Raw genomic sequence first — 20723 nt, forward strand, 5'->3', positions numbered from 1 at the left:
TCCGCCCCGCGCCCGGAGCCGGGGCACTGGGTCAGGACTCCAGGGACAGGGAGAGGCGGCGGGCCAGGCCCGTGTTGCGGCGGTGGCCGATGCGGTGGACCGCCATTTCGAGCGCCTCGCGCTGCCCCACCAGCACCACCCACGCCTTCGCCCGGGTCACCAGCGTGTAGAGGAGCTTGCGGCGCAGCATGATCCCCCCGGACTCGGCCACGATGGGCGCCACCACGAAGGGGTATTCGCTGCCCTGCGACCGGTGCACGCTGATCGCGTACGCGTGGGTCAGGTCGTCGAGCTCGTCGAAGCCGTACGAGACGATCTCCCCGTCGTCCGTCCTGATGGTGATCGTGCGCTCCGACGGCACGACCGCCGTGACCGTCCCCGTCTCGCCGTTGAAGACGCCCTTGTCGTAGTTGTTGCGGATCGGCATGACCCGATCGCCCACCCGGAACACGGTCGCCCCCGACCAGTGCTCGGGCTTGTCGTCGGCGGCCGGGTTGAGCTGGTCCTGGATGAGCCGCCCCAGCGCGGTGGCGCCGGTCTCGCCCTTGCGCATCGGGCACAGCACCTGGACCTGGTCGGGCTCGACGCCCTGCTTGCGGGGGATCGCCACCATGGCCAGGTGGGCGACCCGCTTGGCGACCTGCTCGGGATCGTCCAGCTCCTCGAACCAGAACCCGCCCCGCCCCGGCGTCACGGGCATCCGGCCGGCGCGGATGCGGTGAGCGGCCTCGATGATGCCGCTGCCGCCCGCCTGCCGGAAGACGTGGGTGAGCTGGACCCGCGGGATCTCCGGGACGCGCAGCAGGTCGGCCAGCACGTCGCCGGGCCCGATGCTGGGCAGCTGGTCGCTGTCGCCGATGAGCAGCAGGTGGCTGCCGGTCGGGACGGCCGCGGCGAGCCGGGTGGCGAGGTGGAGGTCGAGCATGGACGCCTCGTCGACCACGATCAGGTCGGCCTGCGACGGCGTCTCGTGGAACAGCGTGTCGGGGTCGGGGTCGGGCTGCTGGGCGAGCATGCGGTGGACGGTCATCGCGGGCATGCCGGTCAGCTCGGACAGGCGTTTGGCCGCCTTGCCGGTGGGGGCGGTGAGCGTGACCGTGCCGCCCGCGGCCCTGACGGTGGTGGCGATGGCCTTGACCGTGTGGCTCTTGCCGCATCCAGGGCCGCCGGTGATGACCGAGACGGTGCTGGTCAGGGCCATGGTGACGGCCGCGCGCTGGTCGTCGTGGAGCCCCGGGTCCTCCCGGAAGGAGCGCAGCGGCAGGGTCGAGCGGGCCTGCGCGAGCCTGGTCAGCTGGGCGGCCAGCGCCGTCTCGCGGGCGTGGACGTGTTTGGCGTAGGCCACCATCTGGCCCGGCTGATCGGGGGAGGTCTCGACGACCAGCCGGCGGTCGGCCACGAGAGCGTCGAGCATCGGCCGCACCAGATCCTGATCTTGCTCGATGAGCTCCGCCGTCTCCCTGACCAGCGCGGACACCGGCAGGTAGCAGTGGCCGTCGCGGGTGGCGGCCGCCTCGAGCCGGTCGAGCAGCGCCGCCTTCACCCGTTGCGGGCTCCGCTCGGGCACGCCTGACTGCAGCGCGATCCGGTCGGCGATGCGGAACGCGATGCCCCTGACCCGCCCGATCAGCCGGTACGGATCGGTGGCGAGCACCTCGTCGGCGTCCTGCCCGAACGCCTGGTAGATCTTGGCGGCCAGCAGCGGGCTGACCCCGAGCCCCTGGAGCGTCACCATCAGCGCGGCGATGGCCTTCTGCTCCCGCCAGGCCTCGACGATCTGCGCCTGCCGCAGCGGCCCGATGTTGACCACCTCGGTGAGCCGCTCCGGCTCGGTGTCGATCACCTTGAGCGTGGCCTCGCCGAAGTGGTCGACGATCGCGTACGCCAGCCGCGGCCCGATGCCCCTGACCAGCCCCGACCCGAGGTAGATGCGGATGGCCCGCACCGACGACGGCGTCACCCGCTCGCAGTCGGCGACCGCGAACCGCCGCCCGTACCGCGGATGCCGGCCCCATTCGCCGACGATCCGCAGCGTCTCGCCCGGCTGCACCCCGGCCAGCGCCCGCCCGGTGGCCACGAAGTCGGGCATGCCGTCGGCGCTCATGCGCGCGACGGTGTATTCGTCCTCGCGCACGTACACGAGCTGCTCGACCGAAGCCTCCACAGCTCAGATCAAACCATCCGCCACTGACAATCGAGTTCACATGGCGCTGGTCGCGTAACTCTCATGGGGCCTACGTCATGGTGGTCGCCGTGGGTGCGAAAAGGGCGTCGCCCCACGGCTCACCGTGCAGCGGGTGCAGGGCCTTGGTCTCGTCCAGCCAGAGGAACGCGTCGTAGCGGCGGCCCACCACCGTGGGCACGTAGTTGCCCCACCGCTCCTGCTCCGGCCGGTACACGACGCCGATGGCCCGGTGCCCCATCGGCTCGTCGTACCAGTCGGGTCTCGGGCCGGAGGGCACCACGAACAGGGCGCTCGGGGCGGCGAGGGCGTCGTACAGCAGGGACTCCAGCGACGCCGGCCGGGCCGGCGGCACCCGCATGACGTGGTGCTGCGCGCCCCACCGGTCACCGGCCACCACGGACCCCCGGTGGCAGCCGAACCCCACCAGCACCGCGTCCGCGCCGTGCCGCTCCCTGGCCAGCTGCCCGAGATTGGTCATCCCGGCGGCCGCCATGTCCGTGGCGCGGGCGTCGCCGACGTGCGTGTTGTGCGCCCACACGACCCCCTTGGCGTCGTGGTGCTCGGCGAGCCGGTCGAGGGTGTCGGCCATGTGCACGTCCCTGACGTTCCACGACTCGGGGCCGCCGCGCACCATGGCACGGTAGTAGCGCTCGGCGCCGGCCACGACCTCGGCGTTCTGCCGCACCCCGAGCTCGCCGGGCGCGGCCCTGACCACGGCGGCGAGCAGGTTGACGACCTCGTCCTCGCAGGTGTCGGGGACGAGCCGGACGGCCAGGCCGTACTGCTGCGGGTCGTGGCCGTAGGACTCGAAGCAGGACAGCGCCTCCATCACCGCGTCGAGCTCGCCGGGCAGGTTCGCGGCGGCGTAACGGCGGACGGCGCGCAGCGAGTCCCACAGGCTGTAGACGTCCAGGCCGTGGAAGCCGCAGCGCTCGCCGGGCGGCCGGCCGGCGTTCCAGTGGCGCAGCCAGCGGCAGAAGTCCACGACCTCGTGGTTGGCCCACATGAACGTCGGCCAGCGCGCGAAGGCGTACAGGGCCTCGAACGGGTCCGTGCCGGAGGTGACGGCCCGGTGCACCCGTTCGCAGTCCGGCCAGTCGCCCTCCACCGCGACGAACCGGAAGCCCTTCTCGGCGATCAGGCGGCGGGTCAGCTCGGCCCGCCAGACGTAGTAGTCGTGGGTGCCGTGGCTGGCCTCGCCGATCAGCACGTACCTGGCCTCGCCCACGCGGTCGAGCAGCGGGTCCAGGTCCCCCGGGCCGGTCAGCGGGAGCGCGGCGCCGCGCACCCCGTCGAGGTAGGTCATTCGTCCTCCTCCGCGAGCACATCGAGGCATTCGCGGGCGAGCTGGAGCTCCTCACGCACCTGCACCACCAGGACCGGCACGGCGGCGCCGTCCGCGCTGACGGGGCCGTCGTCGTGGCGGTTGCCCCGGACGGGCGGCTCGACGCCGAGCAGGCCGAGGCGGCGGCAGACCGCCTCGCGCACCTCGGGCTGGTCCCAGCCGATCTCCCCGGTGAACACCAGCGCGTCGATCCGCGTGAGCGACGTGGCCGCGGCGGCGATCTCACGGGCCACCCGGTGGCTGAAGACGCTCAGCGCCAGCGCGGCCGCCTCGTCCCCGTCCCGCTCGGCGGCCACGAGATCCCGCGTGTCCCCGGACCGCCCGTCCGACAGGCCCAGCAGCCCCGAACGCCGCTCCAGCCCCTCGCTCAGCTCGTCCACGGAGAGGTGGCCCTCGGACAGCAGCCACACCAGCATCCCCGGATCAACGCTGCCCGAGCGCTTGACCATGGGCACGCCCTCCAGGGGCGTGAACCCCATCGAGGTGTCCACGCTGCGCCCGCCCGACACCGCGCACACCGAGCAGCCGCCGCCCAGGTGGGTCAGCACCAGCTCCAGCTCCGTCACGGGCCGGCCGAGCAGCTCCGCCACCCGGTCGGCGGCCCAGGCGTAGGACAGGCCGTGGAAGCCGTAGCGGCGCAGGCCGTGCCGTTCACGCCACTCGCGCGGCAGGGCGTACGTGGCGGCCGCGGCCGGCAGACCGGCGTGGAAAGCTGTGTCCGGGCAGAGAATGTGCGGCACGGCCGGCAACTGCTCGCGGGCCGCCTCCACCAGCGCCAGCGACGGCGGCAGGTGCAGCGGCGCGAGGCTCGTCACGCCGCGTAGCGCCGCCAGCGTCTCGTCGTCGGCCACCGTGGGTGCGCGCACGACGTCGCCGCCGTGCACGAGCCGGTGCGCCACGGCCCTGATGTCGCGGTCGAAATGCCCTCCGAGGAACGCCGCCAGCTCCTCCCCGGCCGCCCCCGGATCCGTGGCGTGCTCCGCGTGCGCGCTGTCCAGCACGCTCCCGCCCTGCACCAGGTCCAGGCGGAGGCTCGACGAACCGGCGTTGACGGTGAGTATCGCGGCCGGCCCGGTCACCTCGAACGCCTCACTCATGCGGCTCGGCTACCCGTCACCACTATCGCAAAACGGACGTCCGGCTTTACCGCGCCCAGAGGTTGCCGGGCTGAGGCGTCGGGTAGGCGATGCGCCATGGACATCACCCTTCAGGTCAACGGCCTGCCCCGCACCGTGGACGTCGACCCCCGGATGTCGCTGCTCGACCTCCTGCGCGAACGGCTCGGGCTGATCGGCTCGAAGAAGGGCTGCGATCACGGGCAGTGCGGGGCCTGCACCGTGCTCGTCGACGGGCGGCGGGCCAACTCCTGCCTGGCGCTGGCGGTCGCGATGGACGGCTCGGAGATCACCACCGTCGAGGGCCTGGCGAACGGGGACGAGCTGCATCCCCTGCAGGCCGCGTTCATCGAGCACGACGCCTTCCAGTGCGGCTACTGCACGCCCGGGCAGCTCTGCTCGGCGGCCGGGATGCTGGGCGAGCCCGGGCCGAGCGCCGTCACCCCGGACGTCCTCGTCGACCCCGACCTGACGCCGGAGGAGATCAGGGAGCGGATGAGCGGCAACCTGTGCCGGTGCGGCGCGTACGTCAACATCGTCAGCGCGATCGCGGAGGTCGCCCGGTGAAGCCCTTCGAGTACGCCCGCGCGGGCAGCCCGTCGGACGCGGTGCGCCGGTTCCGGCCCGGCACGATGTACCTGGGCGGCGGCACCAACCTGGTCGACCTCATGCGCCTCGGCGTGGCCCGGCCGGAGCGGCTCGTCGACGTCAGCCGCCTGCCGCTCGACGCGATCGAGCCGGTCGGCGACCGGCTGCGGATCGGCGCCGCCGTGCGCAACAGCGACCTGGCGGCCGACCCGCTGATCCGCCGCCGCTACCCGATGCTGGCCCGCGCGGTGCTGGCCGGCGCGTCCGGGCAGGTCCGCAACATGGCGACGGTGGCCGGCAACCTGCTGCAGCGCACCCGGTGCGCGTACTTCCAGGACGTGAGCAGGCCGTGCAACAAGCGCCGGCCCGGCTCCGGCTGCCCGGCCATCGAGGGCGACCACTCGAACCTGGCCGTGCTCGGCGCCTCGGACGCCTGCGTGGCCACCCACCCGTCGGACCTGGCCGTCGCGCTGGCCGCGCTGGAGGCCGAGGTCCACGTCACCGGGCCGGGCGGCGACCGGATCATCCCGATGCCGGGCCTGCACCGCCTGCCCGGCGACGCGCCCGAGCGGGACACCGTCCTGGAGCCGGGCGACCTGATCACCGCGGTCGAGCTGCCCGCGCCGCCGCCCGGCGCCTCGGCCTACCGCAAGGTCCGCGAGCGCGCGTCGTTCGCGTTCGCCCTGGTGTCGATCGCCGCCGTGCTCGACGTCCGCGACGGCGTCGTCAGCGGCTGCCGCATCGCCCTCGGCAGCCTCGCCCACGCGCCCTGGCGGGCGGAGCGGGCCGAGCAGGCGCTGATAGGCGGCCCGGCGACCGGCGAGGCGTTCCTGGAAGCCGCCGAGGCCGAGCTCGCCCAGGCCCGCCCGCTGCCGCGCAACGCCTTCAAGGTGCCCCTGGCCCGCAACCTGATCGTCAACACGCTCGAGGAGCTGGCGCCTTGACGTCCGCACGGCCCGGCCGCAGCGGGGACCGCGAGCTGAAGAGCATGTCCCGGAGTTCCACACGTCCCGGAGGAGGAGTGCGGTGAATCGCGTCGAGGGCCGCGTCAAGGTCACGGGGCTGGCCACGTACGCCGCCGAATACCCGGTCGAGGGCGTCGCCCACGCCTACCCCGTGCAGTCGCTGATCGCCAAGGGCCGCGTCGCCCGCGTGGACGCGAGCCAGGCCCTCGACATGCCGGGCGTGCTGGGCGTGCTGTCCGTCGAAGACCCGCCCCAGCTGGCCCCCGACGCCGACGGCGAGTTGGCCCTGTTCCAGAGCCGCGACGTCGCCTACCGCGGCCAGCTGATCGCCGCCGCCGTCGCCGACACCTACGAGAACGCCCGCGCCGCCGCCGACGCCGTCCGCGTCGAGTACGAGCCCGCCGACCACGACGTCGGCCTGCGCGCCGACCACCCGGGCCTGTACCGGCCGGAGGTCGTCAACCCGAACTACCCGGCCGACACCGAGCACGGCGACGTCGAGGCGGGGCTGGCCGAGGCCGCGACCACGGTCGACGTGACGTACACGACCCCGGTCCTGCACAACAACCCGATGGAGCCGCACGCCGCCGTGGCCCTGTGGGACGCGGAGGGCAGGCTGCTGGTCTACAACTCCACGCAGGGCGCGTCCCCGGACCGCGACACCATCGCCGGCACGCTCGGCCTGCCGCCCTCCCGGGTCCGGGTCGTGGCCCGGCACGTCGGCGGCGGCTTCGGCTGCAAAGGCAGCACCCGGCCGCACGCGGTGCTCGCGGCCCTGGCGTCCAGGGCCGTGGGCCGCCCGGTCAAGGTGGTGCTGACCAGGCAGCAGATGTTCGACGTGACCGGCTACCGCACGCCCACGATCCAGCGGCTGCGCCTGGGCGCCGACGCCGAGGGCCGGCTGACCGCCCTGGAGCACGTCGCCTACGAGCAGAGCTCCACGCTCGTGGAGTTCGCCGAGCAGACCGCGACCCCGGCCCGCACGATGTACGCCGCGCCCGCGCTGCGCACCGCGCACCGGCTCGTCCGGCTCGACGTCGCCACCCCGTCGTGGATGCGCGCCCCCGGCGAGTGCCCCGGCATGTACGCCCTGGAGTCCGCCCTCGACGAGCTGGCCTGCGCCGCCGGCATCGACCCCGTCGAGCTGCGGGTGCGCAACGAACCGGAGACCGAGCCGGAGAGCGGCCTGCCGTTCAGCTCCCGCAACCTGGTGGCCTGCCTGCGGGAGGGCGCCCGCCGCTTCGGGTGGGACCGCCGCGACCCGGAGCCAGGCGTCAGGCGCGAGGGCGAGTGGCTGGTCGGGACCGGAGTGGCCGCCTCGACCTACCCCGCCAGGCGGCGGCCGTCGCAGGCCGTGGCCACCGTGCGGAACGGCGACTTCCTGATCCAGGTGGCGGCCGCCGACATCGGCACCGGCGCGCGCACCGTGCTCACCAGGATCGCGGCCGAGACGCTCGGCGTCGCCCCCGACCGGGTGCACGTCGAGCTGGGCGACAGCGACCTGCCGGACGCGCCCGTGGCCGGCGGCTCCATGGGCACCGCCTCATGGGGGTCGGCCGTCGTCCGGGCCTGCGAGGAGCTGATGAAGAACGGCAAAGAGGGCCGCGCCGACACCACCGACGAGGTCGCCACCGACGCGGAGCTGGCCAGGCACGCCTTCGGCGCCCAGTTCGCCGAGGTCCGGGTCAGCGCGGTGACCGGCGAGGTCCGCGTGCCGCGCCTGCTCGGCGTCTTCGCCGCCGGCCGCATCCTGGACGCCGGGCTGGCGCGCTCCCAGTTCATCGGTGGCATGACGATGGGGCTGGGCATGGCGCTGATGGAGGAGACGCTCACCGACGAGGAGTTCGGCGGCTTCCTCCGGCGCGACCTCGCGCAATACCATGTGCCGGCCTGCGCCGACGTGGCGGACGTCGAGGCGGTCTGGCTGGAGGAGGAGGACGACGCGCTCAACCCGATGGGCAACAAGGGCATCGGCGAGATCGGCATCGTCGGCACCGCCGCCGCCATCGGCAACGCCGTCCACCACGCCACCGGCCGCCGCATCCGCGACCTCCCCATCACCCCCGCCAAGATCCTCGCGCCGAGCCCTTGACCCGTTCGAGCGCGCCGCCGAGCGGCGCCGTCGCGGCCACGCCGGGCCCGGACCCTTCGCCGGCTGCTCACCCTGCTCGTCGTCGCGGGAACGGCCGGTCGTTGCGATGGCGCGCTCCTCACCGCGAGGCAGCCGCGCTAGGGGGAAAGAAGGCCAAGGTTTTGACCTGCCTTGGGGTGGAAGTAGAGGTCTCTCGTGTGAATGGGCGGGAGACAGCGTGGAACGAGTGCCTGAACATATGGAACGCCGCGAGTCGCAGCTGGAGCGCGCGGACCGCAATTTCGTGGAGCTCCTGCAGGGCGCCCGCGTGGCGGTCACCGGCGTGCAGGTGCTGTTCGCGTTCCTGCTGACGGTGCCCTTCTCGCCGGGGTTCTCCCGGCTGGACCTGGCCGACCGGTGGCTGTTCTACGTGGCGCTGGTGGGGGCGGCGATCGCGTCGATCTGCTACATCGCGCCCGCCGCGCAGCACCGCGTGCTCTTCCGGCAGGGCCGCAAGGAGACGCTGGTGCGCCGCTCCAACTTCTACGGCATCCTGGGCGCGCTGGCGCTGGCGGTCTCGATGACCACGGCCACCATGCTCGTGATCGACTACCTCTTCGGCGTCGTCGTGGCCTGGGTCACCGCCGGGGTCATCGCCGCGCTGGCCCTGTGGACCTGGTTCGGCCAGCCGGCGCTCAACCGGGCGAACGGTAACGGTCAGGACGGCAAGGCGGTCCCGTCGTCATCGTCGTCCCGCGACGACTGACGCGCGTACGCGGCCCGCGCCACCAGGTACGCCGCCACCGCCACGGTGATCACCTGCGCCGCCGCCACCAGCAGCAGCGGCCCCGCCGTCGCCCAGGACGGCCGGTGCAGCCACATGGCCAGCAACACCAGCAGCACTCCCGCGACCTGCGGCTTCGTCCCCGCGTGCATCCGGTCCAGCGTGGTGCGGAACCTCACCAGCCCGGCCCCGGCCGACAACGCCAGGCCGGCGCCCAGCAGCAGGCAGGCGGCCACCGCCGCGTCCAGCGCGCTCACCGCGACCTGCCGGCGAAGAACCTGGCCAGCGACACCGACCCGACGAACCCCAGCAGCGACAGCACCAGCATGATCGGCAGGTCCGAGTAGTCGTCCCTGGCCACGGCGAACACCCCCACCCCGCACATCGCCAGCGCCGTCATCACGTCCAGCGCCACCGCCCGGTCCAGCATCGACGGGCCGCGCGCCGCCCGGTACAGCGTGGCCGCCGCCGCGCATCCGAGCAGTGCCAGCGTCACCGCGTACACCAGCGTCATCCCAGCTCCTCCCGGTCGGGGCGGGTGCCGAAGGCCGCCACGACCCGCGACTCCAGCCCGGCCACGTGCGCGCGCACGGCCTCGGCGGCATCGCCGGGCAGGCCCAGCACGTGCAGCAGCAGGCACCGCTCCGCGACGTACGCGTCCACGACGATGCTGCCGGGCACGTTCGCGAGCGCCGCCATGATCAGCGCGATCATCGACTCGGACGACGTGCGCAGCTCGACCCGGACCAGCAGCGTCGGCGGCGGGCCCGGCCGGATCACCCACCACACCACCCGCGCCGTCGAGAGCACCATGTCCCAGCCGAACCACGCCACGAAGCGCGCCAGCGCCACCGGGCGGAGCCTGATGCCGGGGTCCAGGACCGGCAGCGGCAGCAGCCACGTCACCACCAGCGCGGCCGCGATCCCGCCGAGCGCGGTGCCCGCCGACGGGTCGCCCCACAGCATCACCCAAACCAGCGTGAGCCAGCCGATCAGCGCCAGGCGCGGGCTCATCGCCGGCTCCCCAGCACGGCCGTGATGTACGGCTCGCGGGCCATCAGCTCGCCGGCCGCCCGCTGCGCCAGCGCCGACAGCGGCCCGGCCAGCACGGTGAACGACAGCCCGAGCGCCACCAGCGCCACCACCGGCGCCGACATGGTCAGGGGGAGCGCGGTCGTGGTCACGGTCGGCTCCTCACCGGTGTACTCCTCGCTCTCCACGACCCGGCCCGCCCGGATCTCCCTGGGGACGCGCCAGAACGCCTTGCCCCAGGTCTTGGCGACGGCGTACAGGGTGAGCAGGCTCGTCACCAGGCCCGCGGCCACCAGCGCGGCCGGCAGCGGCCCGCCGGCGGCCAGCCCCGCCTGCACCAGCATCAGCTTCCCCAGGAAACCCGACATCGGGGGAATGCCGGACAGGTTCATGGCGGGCACGAAGAACAGCACGGCGATCAGCGGCGCCGTCCTCATCAGCCCGCCGAGCCTGGTCACCGAGGTGGTCCCGGTCCGCCGCTCGATCAGCCCCGTCACCAGGAACAGCCCCGTCTGCACGGTGATGTGGTGCAGCACGTAGAAGACCGCGCCCGCCATGCCCGCCACCGTGGACAGGGCCACCCCGAACACCATGTACCCGATGTGGCTGAGCAGCGTGAACGACAACATGCGCTTGAGGTCGGTCTGCGCCACCGCGCCGAGCACGCCGGTCAGCATCGTGCCCAGCGCCACCCACATGAGCAGCGTCGCCACCGGCCCGCCGGGGAACAGCAGCGCCTCCAGCCGGATGATCGAGTAGACGCCGACCTTGGTGAGCAGCCCGGCGAAGACGGCCGTGGCCGGGGCGGGCGCGGTCGGGTAGGAGTCGGGCAGCCACGCCGACATCGGGAAGATCGCCGCCTTGATCGCGAACACCAGCAGGAGCATGAGCTCCACGAGCAGCTTCACCTGTTCGGGCAGCGTCGCGAACCGCACGGCGAGCTGGGCCATCGACAGCGTGCCCGTGGCCGCGTACGTGATCGCCAGCGCGATCAGGAACACCATCGACGACACCAGCGCCATCAGCGTGTACGTGGCCCCCGCCCGGATCCGCGACTCGGTGCCGCCGAACGTCAGCAGCACGTACGAGCCGCTCAGCAGCAGCTCGTACGCCACGAACAGGTTGAACAGATCCCCCGACAGGAACGCGTCCGCCACCCCGGCCACCATCACCAGGAACCCCGGGTGGAAGATCGCCATGGGCGCGTCGTGCTCCTGCTCGTCGTAGGCGTTGGCCACCGAGTACGCCATCACGCAGAGCGTCACCGCCGACGACACCACCAGCACCAGCGTGGACAGCCGGTCGGCCACCAGGCAGATCCCGATCGGCGACGGCCACCCGCCCAGCTCCGTGACCAGCGGCCCGCCCCGGTCCACGGCCACGAGCAGCAGCACCGACACCACCAGCGACACGGTGAGCGTGCCGAGGCTGATGAGCGACTGCAGCCGGCGCAGCCGCCCGCCGATCGCGAGCTTCACCCCCGCCGCCAGCAGCGGCAGCAGCACGGGCACGCAGACGAGACCCTCAGTGATGTGAGCCGCCACTAGTCCTCGCCTTTCAGCTCCGGGTCCTGCGCGAGGGCCTGGCGCTCCAGCTCTTCCCTGATGGCCGCCCGCATCTGCCTGCGCGCCTCCCGCTGCCGCGCCCTGAGCTTCCTGCGCAGCTCCCGCTCCCTGGCCGCCTGCTCCCCTCGCCGCCGCTCGTGCTCCTCGCGCAGCTCCTCGATGCGCATGACGTTGTCCATGGACGCGGTGTCCGCGCGGAGCCCCGCCTCCTCCAGACGGGCGTGCAGCTCCTCCTCCGTCAGCCCCTCGTCCAGGAGCCCGCGCGTCCAGCGGTCCAGCTCGGTGTGCACCCGGTCGATCCGCCGCTCCAGGTCGGCCTCCTCCAGCCGCTCCCGCTCGGCCCGTTCGGCCTCCAGGTGCGCCAGTTCGGCCCGTTGTTCGAGGACGAGCCGCCGGTAGGCGTCCCGCCTGTGGCGCACGGCATCGGTCAGCTCGCCGCGCCGGGCGCGCAGCCGCACCCGCCGGTCCTCGGTGTCGTCCTGGACCTCGTCGCTGCCGGTCAGCTGCCACGAGCGGTGCACCAGCGCCAGCAGGAACGCCGTCACGCCCAGAGTGATCACGATGGCGGTGAGCACCATGGCCTGCGGCAACGGGTCGGCCATCGCCGCGGTGCCGACGAAGGGCGGGCCGCCCGCCTCGCCGCTCGCGGTCACGATCAGCAGGTTCACCCCGTTGCCCAGCGTGATCACACCGGCCAGCACGCGGACCAGGCTCCGCTCCAGCAGCAGCGTCACCCCGGCCGCGATCAGCGCGCAACAGGTCGCGAAGGGCAGCAGCGGCGCGGTCACGGCCGCTCCTCGGCGTCGATCTGCCGGTCCAGCTCCGCTCCCAGGCCGCGCAGCACGTCCTGCACCATGCCGACCACCGACACGTACACGCCGAGGTCGAACAGCAGCCCCGTGGACAGGTGCACGTGCCCGACCAGCGGCACGGTGACGTCGGTGCTGAGCATGTCCAGCGCCGCCCGCCCGGCCAGCAGCCCGATCAGCGCCGTCCCGGCCGAGAGCGTCAGCCCCACGCCCATCAGCACGCCCGCGTGCACCGGCACGGCCACGGCCAGCTCGTTGCGGCCGCCCGCCAGATACCGGACCATGATCGCCAGCCCGGCCACGATGCCGCCCGCGAACCCGCCGCCCACCCCGCTGTGCCCGACGAACAGCAGGAACAGCGACACCACCAGCACGGTGTGGAACGTCAGCCTGGCCGTCACCTCGAACGCGATCACCCGCTGGCCCCGCGGCAGCGTGGCCGCCAGCCAGTGCGTGCGCTCGGCGGGCGGGTGCTCGCCCGGCTCGATGTGGTACGACCTGCGCCGCAGGAACACCAGGCTCGTCACGCCCAGCGTCAGCACGACGATCACCGTGCTCTCGCCCAGGGTGTCCCAGGCGCGGATGTCGACGATGAGCGCGCTGACCACGTTGCGCGTGCCGGCCTGCTCGGCCGCCGCCTCCATGAGCGCGCCGACCGGCGCGGTGTCGCGCGCGCCCATCGCCAGCACGCCCGCGACAGCGGCCGTCCCGCCCACGGCGAGGCCGATCCCGGCCCGGAGCGGCGCGGCCAGCCTGCTCTTGGCCGGGGCGATCGGCAGCCGCCGCAGCACCAGCGCGAACACCACCAGGCTCAGCGTCTCGGCCAGGAACTGGGTGAGCGCCAGGTCGGGGGAGCCGTGCGCGAGGAACATCAGCGCCGTGCCGTAGCCGGCCAGCCCCACGAGCAGGGCCAGGAGGATGAACGCGCGGGCGAACAGCGCCAGCACGGCCGCCGCGATCGTCAGGACGGCCACGACCGGCTGCTCGGGCCGCTGCCATGCGGTGACCGGCGCCTCCAGGCGGGGCGCGCCCCCGTAGGAGAGGGCGAACACGCCGACGCCCACCGTGGCCAGCAGCGTGAGGATCAGGTAGTCCGGCAGCGAGCCCCGCTGGATCAGGCCGGTGACCTGGATGGCGAGGCGGTCGAGGCGGCGTACGGCGGCCCAGAAGACCTGCCCGGAGTCGAACACGTGCAGCGCCGCCCCCATCCTCGCCACCGGCTCCCTGGCCAGGAACAACGCCGCCCCCGCCGCCAGCGCGCCCGCCGACAGCAGCAGCGGCAGCGGTTCGAGGTGTCCAGGCCACGAGACCAGCCCGAGGACGGACAGCAGCGCCGCCGGCCCGAACATGATCGCGGGCACCGCATGCGCCCGTACCTCCGCCACGCCCGGCTTCGCGGCGAACGCGCCCCACAGGAACCGCAGCGTGTACCCCGCGGTCAGCGCCGACCCCGCCACCACGCCCGCCAGCACGACCGGATCGCCGAGCAACGCCTGGAAGGCGGCCTCCTTCCCGACGAAGCCGAGGAGCGGCGGCAGCCCCGCCATCGACGCCCCCGCCAGCACCGCGACCGCGCACACCCACGGCATCGCCCGCCCGGCCCCGCTGAGCAGACCCACGTCCCTGGTGCCCGTCGCGTGCTCCACGATGCCCGCCACCAGGAACAACGCCGCCTTGAACAGCCCGTGCGCGAGCAGCGTCGCCGCCCCCGCCCGCGCGGCCTCGCCGGTCCCCGCGCCGAAGAGCACCACCAGGAACCCCAGCTGGCTGACCGTGCCGTAGGCGAGCAGCCGCTTGAGATCCGTCTCGCGCAGTGCCCGCCAGCCGCCCAGCAGCATCGTCACCACGCCCAGCGGCACCGCCGCCCGCCACACCGGCACGTCGCCGAGCGCCGGCCCCAGCCGCGCGAGCAGGTAGACCCCGGCCTTCACCATGGCGGCCGCGTGCAGGTACGCCGACACCGGCGTCGGCGCCGCCATCGCCGCCGGCAGCCAGGTGCTGAACGGGAAGATCGCCGACTTCGCCAGCGCCCCCGCCAGGATCAGCGCGACGGCCACCGGGCCCGCCGCGCCGAGTTCGGAGATCCGGTACGTCCCCGTCGCCTGGCCTATGAGCACGAACCCGGCCAGCATGGCCAGGCCGCCGAACGTCGTGACCGACAGCGCCTTCATCGCGGCCTGCCTGCTCATCCGGCTCTCCGGGTCGTAGCCGATCAGCAGGTAGGAGAAGACGGTGGTCAGCTCCCAGAACACGTACAGCAGGAGCAGGTCGTCCGCCGTCACCAGCCCCAGCATCGAGCCCGCGAACGCCACCATGGCGCCGCCGTACCGCCCGAGGCCGTCGTCCCCCTCAGGGAAGTAGCGGACGCTGTAGCACAGCACCAGCACCCCGACGCCCGTGACCAGCGCCATCATCAGCACGGCCAGCGGATCGACCCTGAAGGCCAGCTGCAGCCCGATCGCGGGCGCCCAGCTGGTGACCTGTACCGAGGGCACACCGGGCCAGAACGTGTAGGCGAAGCCGGCCGCCGGGGGAAGGGCCAGGAGGACGAAGGAGCGGCGGCCCATGCGGCGGGCCAGCCAGGGAGCGCACACCGCCGCCACCGCGTGCAGGACCAGCAGCGATTCCATGGGCTCCTCGGGAGGGAATCTCCGGTTACGTCCGCCCAATCTGCCCTGCCGCGCGACCGCCACCACGCAGGCACGACGGGGATTGACCCGCCCTTTAGCGGGGGTGGAGCAGATCCCCTGCAACAAGCGCGGCCATGCGGGTAGCGGACCTGGACGGAACGACTCGTGGGGGGAGCAGTCCCATGGCGCAACAGCACCGGCCGATCCGCGGCGAGCACAAGTACGAGCAGGTCATCACCTCGGTCGAGGAGCACGAGGAGCGGCCGGGACGCAGCCTCATCACCACCGACCACGAGGTGATCCGCCACTGGGCCGAGGAGCGCGACGCGCACCCCGCCAAGGTGCCCGGCACCGAGCACGAAGGCAGGCCGGGTGTGCTCAGGTTCGACTTCCCCGGCTATGGCGGAGAGGACCTGGAGGAGATCTCCTGGGACGACTGGTTCAGGACGTTCGACGAGCGCGAGCTGAACTTCATCTTCCAGGAGCACAAGAAGGACGGCTCGCAGAGCAACTTCTTCCGCCTGGAGAGCCCGTACCGCGAGGACGCCTGAGCTTTCTCACGACCCAGGGGCGGGCGCCGTGCTGTGCCGCTCCACCAGGACGCTCGGCACCAACCGCTGGGCCGGCTCGGCCTCGGGCGCGGCCAGGTGGTCGATGAGCGCCTCCACGGCGGCGGTGGCGATCTCTGTGGCGGGCGGGGTCGCGGTGGTCAGCTCCGGGTCGGTGGACTCCGGCTCGCCGTTGGAGCACAGCACGAGCGACAGCCGCTCCGGGATCGGCCGCCCGAGCGCGCGGGCCTCGTGCATCGCGCCCAGGGTGGCCTCCCAGTTGTAGGAAATGACGCCCGTCGTGCCGGGAGCGGCCTCAAGGAGCTCGCGCAACGCCTCCCGGCCGGCGCGTACGGTGTGCTGGCTCTCGACGATCGTGCAGCCGAGTTTCCGCTCCTCGCAGGTGCGCCGGACGGCGTCGGCGAAGCGCACCGCCGCGCCGATGCCGCGGGTGCCCCGCTCGTACGGCGCGTTGAGCATGCCGATCGTCCGGTGCCCGAGACCCGCGAGGTGGTCGACCACCAGCCGGGCGATCTGCTCGAAGTCGGCGTCCGCGAAGGGCACGTGGCCCGGCGCGCGGGTGCGCCCGATCAGCCCGACGGGAATGCCCGCCGACCTGAGGAACCTCACCCGCTCGTCCGACATCGCCACCTGCATCAGCAGGAAGCCCTGGACCAGCCCGGCCCGGACCAGCTGGCGCAGCTCGTTGAGGTCGTCGGCGCCGGACGTCCACAGGACCACGTGGTAGCCCCGGCGGCGGGCGGCCTCGGTGGCGGCCAGGACGTATTCCAGGTCCGAGCCGACGATCGTGCGCGGCTGTGACGGGAAGACGATGGCGATGATGCGGCTGCGACCGCCGGCCAGGGCGCTGGCCATGGCATTCGGGGTGTAGCCGAGCTGCTCCATGGCGTCGAGCACCTTGCGGCGGGTCTCCGGGCGGATCGAGCGCGCTCCGGTGAGCACATGCGAGACGGTGCCGGTCGAGACACCGGCGAGGCGAGCGACATCAGCTCTCGTGACCATGCGTGAAGTGTCCTGGGGTTCGGGGGGACGGGACTGACGACTACCACATGTTACGTAAATGTTACCGGCGGATCGGTTCAGCGTTTCCGTGAATCATACCTATCTTTGACTCGCGTCAATTCACCCCGAGGGCGTGCTTTCCCGCCGTCAAGTCCGCCTCAGGGGAACGGCGTGGGAGCGTCGGCGGCCCCACGCGTCACTTCAAGGGAGCACGGATGCGACGGACCAAATTCTTCACGACACTCATGCCGATCACTGCGGTCGCCCTGCTGGCCACGGGCTGCCTGAACGACGCGGGCTCCACGCAGTCCGGAGGGGCGGGGAACGGCAACACCGGCAACACCGTCGAGATCATGACGGGGATGGGAGGCGACCTCTTCAACGCGGTGAAGGCGTCGCTGGACCCGTACGCCAAGGAGCAGGGCATCACGATCAAGTGGTCGCCCTCGGACAACTTCAACCAGCTCATCGTCACTCGCGTCCAGGGCAACAACCTGCCCGACATCGCGCTGTTCCCGCAGCCCGGGATCATGAAGGACCTCGCGGCCAAGGGCAAGCTCGCCCCGCTCGACGACGTCCTCGACATGAACGCGCTGAAGAGCAGCATGACGCCCGGGACCCTCGAGGCCGGCACCCAGGACGGCAAGCTCTACGGGCTCATGATGAGCATGAACGTCAAGAGCCTGGTCTTCTATCCCAAGCAGGCCTTCGAGTCCGCCGGTTACCAGGCGCCCAAGTCCATCCCCGAGCTCCTCTCGCTCACCGACAAGATCCGCTCCGAGGGCAAGACTCCCTGGTGCCTGGGCATCGAGTCCGGGCCCGCGACCGGCTGGCCGGCCACCGACTGGATGGAGGAACTGGTCCTGAAGTACGGCGGGCCGGCCAAATACGATGACTGGGTCGCCCACAAGATCAATTTCGACTCGCCGCTGGTTCGCCAGGCCGCCGGCACATTCGAGAAGATCGCCTTCACCGAGGGGAATGTCCTGGGCGGCCGCAAGTCCATCTCCAGCAACAACTTCGGCACGGCCGGCAACCCGATGTTCCGCAACCCGCCGGGCTGCTTCATGTTCAAGCAGGGCAACTTCGTCGCCGCCAAGGGCATCTTCCCCGATGACGTGGTGGCCGACATCGACAACCGCGTCGGCGTCTTCGGATTCCCGCCCGCCACGGCCGGCGGCGAGAACCCCGTCGAGGGCGGCGGCGACCTCGCCGGCCTGTTCAGCAAGGACAACGCGGCGGCCAAGAAGCTCCTGCAGTACATGAGCACCAAGGACTTCGGCGCGGCCGGCGCCAAGACGGGCGCGTGGATGTCGCCCCACAAGGACTTCGACCTCGCCAACTACCCGACCAACACGATCAGGGACATCGCGAAGATCGCGTACGGGTCGACCTCGCTGGCCTTCGACGGCTCGGACGCCATGCCCGGAGCCGTCGGCTCCGGCAGCTTCTGGAAGGGCATGACGGGGTGGATCAGCGGCCAGCAGTCCCTTGACCAGGCGCTCAAGACGATCGACGACAGCTGGCCGGCGAGCTGAGGGGCCGCCGCCATGCTGATCAAGTCGATCAACGCCGTCCTGGCCGTCGTCGCGGGGGTCGGCGGCGCGCTGGTCCTGTTCTGGGTGCTCAACCGGCTGGTCGGGCTGCTGCCCGGCAAGTGGGAAGATCGCTTGAAGCCGTACGTCTACATCGGCCCGGCCTTCCTGGCGATCAGCCTCTACCTGATCTATCCGGCGATCCAGACGATCCACTTCAGCTTCGCCAACGCCGACAGCACCGCCTATGTCGGGCTGGACAACTACACCTCGCTGCTGGGGTCGGCCGGCTTCCGGTCGACCCTGGTGAACACGCTCCTGTGGATCGTGATCGTGCCCGCGGTGACGATCCTCCTCGGGCTCGGGATCGCCGTGCTGGCCGACCGCCTGCGGCCGCGGGCCGAGAAGCTGGCCAAGACGGCCGTCTTCATGCCCATGGCCATCTCGGCGGTCGGCGCGGGGACCATCTGGCGCTTCGTCTACGCGGCGAACCCGCCGGGAGAGCCGCAGATCGGCGTGCAGAACGCGATCGTGACCGCCCTCGGGTTCGACCCGGTCAACTGGCTGCAGATCACCGACTTCAAGTTCAACAGTTTCGAGCTCATGGTGATGCTGCTGTGGGCCCAGGTCGGCTTCTCCATGGTGTTGCTGTCGGCGGCCATCAAGGGCGTGCCCGCCGACACCCTGGAGGCGGCCAGGATCGACGGGGCGAACGAACGCCAGATCTTCCTCAAGGTGATCGTCCCGCAGATCCGCGGGACGATCATCACGGTCTTCGTCACGGTGACGATCGGCGTCATGAAGCTGTTCGACATCGTCTACGTCATGACGAACGGCGACTTCGACACCAACGTCATCGGCGTGCAGTTCTTCAACGAGCTCTTCACGAACTTCGACAACGGCAAGGCGGCCGCCATCGTGGTCATGCTGATGATCGCCATCATTCCGATCATGATCTACCAGGTGCGCCACTTCCGCACCGAGGAGGCGGGGCGATGAGCGTCACGGAACGTCTCGCGCCCCGTCCCGCGGCCCACGCGCCGGCCGCCCCGCGCCGCGCGCTCCGCCGCCAGGGCGAGGCCAGCCCGGTCGCCAAGGCCACGGTCGTGTTCGTCTGCACGCTGTGGATCATCCCGACGCTGGGGCTGCTGATCACGTCGTTCCGCACCAAGGACGACGCGAACACCCTCGGGTGGTGGACCGTGTTCACCGATCCCGCGTCGCTGGCGCGCTTCACGACCAGCGCGTACGGCGAGGTCACCGCCCAGGCCAACCTCGACCAGGCGTTCGTCAACAGCTTCGCCATCGCGCTGCCGGCGACGTTCATCCCGCTGCTCATCGCGGCGTTCGCGGCGTACGCGTTCGCGTTCATGCGGTTCCCCGGGCGGAACGTGCTCTTCATCGTGATCGTCAGCCTGCTCGTCGTGCCGAACTACGTGGCCCTGGTGCCGATCCTGCAGTTGTACGGTGACTTCGGCATCAACGGGACGTTCCCGGCGGCGTGGCTGGCCCACATCGGGTTCGGCATGTCCCTGGCGATCTACATCCTGCGCAACTACATGGCGACGCTGCCGAAGGCGGTGCTCGAGTCGGCCAGGATCGACGGCGCCACCCACTTCACGATGTTCTGGCGGCTCATCATGCCGATGTCGGTGCCGGCGCTCGCGTCGTTCGCGATCTTCCAGTTCCTATGGGTGTGGAACGACCTGCTCGTCGCGCTGGTCTTCATCGGGCCGGGGGAGAACCAGCCGATCACGGTCGCCGTCCAGGGCCTTATGGGGCAGCAGGGGCAGGGCTGGCAGCTGGTCACGGCGGGAGGATTCATCTCGATGGTGGTGCCCATCCTGTTCTTCCTCTCCCTGCAGCGCTTCTTCGTCCGCGGCCTGACGGCCGGCTCGGTCAAGGGCTGACCAGCCCCGCCCACCGACCATCCCGGCCACCGACCATCCCGGCCACCGACCATCCCGGCCACCGGCCATCCCGCTCACCCGACCGGTCGGTCACCGACCGGTCGGTCACCGACCGGTCGGTCACCGACCGGTCGGTCCCCGGGCCAGTGGTCTGACCCGGTTCCCCCGGCCAGTGGCCTGACAACTCGGCCACCCCGCCGGTCGGCCCGGTCGCCCAGTCGGTCGGCCCGGTCACTTGGCCAGTCGTCTGACCAGCTCGGCCGCCCGGCCGGTTGGTTACCCGGCCACGCGACCGCTACGGTCGCCGAGGCCACGCTGGGCACGCGGCTGCGCCGGCGGCCTCGGTCACCGGGTCACGGCGGCCTTGCCGACCGCGCCGGTCACACCGACCGCGCCGGTCACAGCGACCGGTCACAGCAACCGCGCCTGTCACAGCGGCCGCACCGGTTACGCGGACTGCCGGGATCACGCTGCCACGTGGCTGCGCTGGCCGCCTCGGGCAGGCAGTCGGCCCCGCCGCCTCCGTCGCGCTGGCCGCCTTGGTCAGGCCGGTCGGCCCCGCCGTCTCGGTCGCGCCGCCGCTTCCGTCACGCCGGCCGGCCTCGTCGCCTCGTCGCG

At 72.2% G+C, this 20723-nt stretch carries 19 protein-coding genes; 8 read left to right on the forward strand and 11 right to left on the reverse strand.

What is annotated here, in order from left to right; genetic code table 11:
• Positions 1–31 precede the first annotated feature (31 nt).
• The 3 genes from recD2 to ID574_RS34370 form a co-directional block, all read right to left on the reverse strand.
• The gene (gene recD2, locus ID574_RS34360; RefSeq protein WP_188193175.1) at positions 32–2164 is read right to left on the reverse strand and encodes an SF1B family DNA helicase RecD2; all 2133 of its coding nucleotides are present in this window, start codon (positions 2162–2164) and stop codon (positions 32–34) included.
• Positions 2165–2234: 70 nt separating this feature from the next.
• Positions 2235–3491: an erythromycin esterase family protein gene (locus ID574_RS34365; protein WP_188193176.1), complete on the reverse strand. Its 1257-nt coding sequence runs from the start codon at positions 3489–3491 to the stop codon at positions 2235–2237.
• Complete coding sequence (locus ID574_RS34370; protein ID WP_188193177.1) at positions 3488–4627, reverse strand: acetate/propionate family kinase; 1140 nt, start codon at positions 4625–4627, stop codon at positions 3488–3490. The genes ID574_RS34365 and ID574_RS34370 overlap by 4 nt, the downstream gene beginning before the upstream one ends.
• A gap of 96 nt (positions 4628–4723) precedes the next feature.
• Here ID574_RS34370 and ID574_RS34375 point away from each other — a divergent pair, with 96 nt between their 5' ends.
• The 4 genes from ID574_RS34375 to ID574_RS34390 all read left to right on the forward strand — a co-directional run bounded on the left by ID574_RS34375 (position 4724) and on the right by ID574_RS34390 (position 9035).
• Entirely contained in the window at positions 4724–5212 is a 489-nt protein-coding gene (locus ID574_RS34375; protein WP_188193178.1) for a (2Fe-2S)-binding protein, read from the forward strand.
• On the forward strand, positions 5209–6177 hold the full coding sequence (locus ID574_RS34380; protein ID WP_188193179.1) for an FAD binding domain-containing protein: 969 nt from the start codon (positions 5209–5211) through the stop codon (positions 6175–6177). Before ID574_RS34375 ends, ID574_RS34380 begins: the two co-directional genes overlap by 4 nt.
• An 82-nt stretch (positions 6178–6259) precedes the next feature.
• Positions 6260–8290 (forward strand): xanthine dehydrogenase family protein molybdopterin-binding subunit, encoded by a 2031-nt coding sequence (locus ID574_RS34385; protein WP_188193180.1) that lies wholly within the window; start codon positions 6260–6262, stop codon positions 8288–8290.
• A gap of 217 nt (positions 8291–8507) precedes the next feature.
• Positions 8508–9035 carry a DUF6328 family protein gene (locus tag ID574_RS34390; RefSeq protein WP_223167353.1) on the forward strand — a complete coding sequence of 176 codons (528 nt, stop codon included), beginning with the start codon at positions 8508–8510 and terminating at the stop codon, positions 9033–9035.
• Here the strand turns inward: ID574_RS34390 and ID574_RS34395 are convergent.
• Genes ID574_RS34395 through mbhE form a run of 6 tightly spaced genes read right to left on the reverse strand, consistent with a single transcriptional unit; the run spans position 8987 to position 15089 of the window.
• Entirely contained in the window at positions 8987–9310 is a 324-nt protein-coding gene (locus ID574_RS34395) for a cation:proton antiporter (protein WP_188193181.1), read from the reverse strand. The two genes, ID574_RS34390 and ID574_RS34395, sit on opposite strands and share 49 nt — an antisense overlap.
• Positions 9307–9567 carry an MrpF/PhaF family protein gene (locus tag ID574_RS34400; RefSeq protein ID WP_188193182.1) on the reverse strand — a complete coding sequence of 87 codons (261 nt, stop codon included), beginning with the start codon at positions 9565–9567 and terminating at the stop codon, positions 9307–9309. The genes ID574_RS34395 and ID574_RS34400 overlap by 4 nt, the downstream gene beginning before the upstream one ends.
• Positions 9564–10067: a Na+/H+ antiporter subunit E gene (locus ID574_RS34405; RefSeq protein ID WP_188193183.1), complete on the reverse strand. Its 504-nt coding sequence runs from the start codon at positions 10065–10067 to the stop codon at positions 9564–9566. The genes ID574_RS34400 and ID574_RS34405 overlap by 4 nt, the downstream gene beginning before the upstream one ends.
• Positions 10064–11629, reverse strand: a complete 1566-nt coding sequence (locus tag ID574_RS34410; protein ID WP_188193184.1) for a Na+/H+ antiporter subunit D — start codon at positions 11627–11629, stop codon at positions 10064–10066. Before ID574_RS34410 ends, ID574_RS34405 begins: the two co-directional genes overlap by 4 nt.
• The gene (locus tag ID574_RS34415; RefSeq protein ID WP_188193185.1) at positions 11629–12438 is read right to left on the reverse strand and encodes a Na(+)/H(+) antiporter subunit C; all 810 of its coding nucleotides are present in this window, start codon (positions 12436–12438) and stop codon (positions 11629–11631) included. The genes ID574_RS34410 and ID574_RS34415 overlap by 1 nt, the downstream gene beginning before the upstream one ends.
• Entirely contained in the window at positions 12435–15089 is a 2655-nt protein-coding gene (mbhE, locus tag ID574_RS34420; protein ID WP_188193186.1) for a hydrogen gas-evolving membrane-bound hydrogenase subunit E, read from the reverse strand. The genes ID574_RS34415 and mbhE overlap by 4 nt, the downstream gene beginning before the upstream one ends.
• A gap of 182 nt (positions 15090–15271) precedes the next feature.
• Here mbhE and ID574_RS34425 point away from each other — a divergent pair, with 182 nt between their 5' ends.
• Complete coding sequence (locus ID574_RS34425) at positions 15272–15640, forward strand: hypothetical protein (RefSeq protein ID WP_188193187.1); 369 nt, start codon at positions 15272–15274, stop codon at positions 15638–15640.
• 6 nt (positions 15641–15646) lie between these two features.
• Here ID574_RS34425 and ID574_RS34430 read toward each other — a convergent pair whose 3' ends face one another.
• Positions 15647–16660 (reverse strand): LacI family DNA-binding transcriptional regulator, encoded by a 1014-nt coding sequence (locus ID574_RS34430; protein WP_188193188.1) that lies wholly within the window; start codon positions 16658–16660, stop codon positions 15647–15649.
• A gap of 215 nt (positions 16661–16875) precedes the next feature.
• Between ID574_RS34430 and ID574_RS34435 the strand changes: the two genes are divergently transcribed.
• The 3 genes from ID574_RS34435 to ID574_RS34445 are packed head-to-tail and all read left to right on the forward strand — an operon-like array spanning position 16876 to position 20105.
• Positions 16876–18198 carry an ABC transporter substrate-binding protein gene (locus tag ID574_RS34435; protein ID WP_188193189.1) on the forward strand — a complete coding sequence of 441 codons (1323 nt, stop codon included), beginning with the start codon at positions 16876–16878 and terminating at the stop codon, positions 18196–18198.
• A 12-nt stretch (positions 18199–18210) separates the two neighbouring features.
• Complete coding sequence (locus ID574_RS34440; protein ID WP_188193190.1) at positions 18211–19194, forward strand: carbohydrate ABC transporter permease; 984 nt, start codon at positions 18211–18213, stop codon at positions 19192–19194.
• Positions 19191–20105, forward strand: coding sequence for a carbohydrate ABC transporter permease (locus ID574_RS34445; protein ID WP_188193191.1), 915 nt, complete (start codon positions 19191–19193; stop codon positions 20103–20105). The genes ID574_RS34440 and ID574_RS34445 overlap by 4 nt, the downstream gene beginning before the upstream one ends.
• Here ID574_RS34445 and ID574_RS34450 read toward each other — a convergent pair.
• Entirely contained in the window at positions 20095–20340 is a 246-nt protein-coding gene (locus ID574_RS34450; protein WP_188193192.1) for a hypothetical protein, read from the reverse strand. The genes ID574_RS34445 and ID574_RS34450 overlap by 11 nt on opposite strands.
• Between the last annotated feature and the right edge of the window lie 383 nt (positions 20341–20723).

Origin of the sequence: Nonomuraea sp. SYSU D8015 (genome assembly GCF_008065375.1) — a bacterium.
GTDB lineage: Bacteria > Actinomycetota > Actinomycetes > Streptosporangiales > Streptosporangiaceae > Nonomuraea.

What these genes read in the sequence shown, in the direction of transcription:
- ID574_RS34400 (WP_188193182.1), bottom strand. Translation starts at nt 9,567, where the DNA reads ATGACGCTGGTGTACGCGGTGACGCTGGCACTGCTCGGATGCGCGGCG.
- ID574_RS34375 (WP_188193178.1), top strand. Translation starts at nt 4,724, where the DNA reads ATGGACATCACCCTTCAGGTCAACGGCCTGCCCCGCACCGTGGACGTC.
- ID574_RS34430 (WP_188193188.1), bottom strand. Translation starts at nt 16,660, where the DNA reads ATGGTCACGAGAGCTGATGTCGCTCGCCTCGCCGGTGTCTCGACCGGC.
- mbhE (WP_188193186.1), bottom strand. Translation starts at nt 15,089, where the DNA reads ATGGAATCGCTGCTGGTCCTGCACGCGGTGGCGGCGGTGTGCGCTCCC.
- ID574_RS34435 (WP_188193189.1), top strand. Translation starts at nt 16,876, where the DNA reads ATGCGACGGACCAAATTCTTCACGACACTCATGCCGATCACTGCGGTC.
- ID574_RS34425 (WP_188193187.1), top strand. Translation starts at nt 15,272, where the DNA reads ATGGCGCAACAGCACCGGCCGATCCGCGGCGAGCACAAGTACGAGCAG.
- ID574_RS34445 (WP_188193191.1), top strand. Translation starts at nt 19,191, where the DNA reads ATGAGCGTCACGGAACGTCTCGCGCCCCGTCCCGCGGCCCACGCGCCG.
- ID574_RS34440 (WP_188193190.1), top strand. Translation starts at nt 18,211, where the DNA reads ATGCTGATCAAGTCGATCAACGCCGTCCTGGCCGTCGTCGCGGGGGTC.
- ID574_RS34370 (WP_188193177.1), bottom strand. Translation starts at nt 4,627, where the DNA reads ATGAGTGAGGCGTTCGAGGTGACCGGGCCGGCCGCGATACTCACCGTC.
- ID574_RS34405 (WP_188193183.1), bottom strand. Translation starts at nt 10,067, where the DNA reads ATGAGCCCGCGCCTGGCGCTGATCGGCTGGCTCACGCTGGTTTGGGTG.
- ID574_RS34365 (WP_188193176.1), bottom strand. Translation starts at nt 3,491, where the DNA reads ATGACCTACCTCGACGGGGTGCGCGGCGCCGCGCTCCCGCTGACCGGC.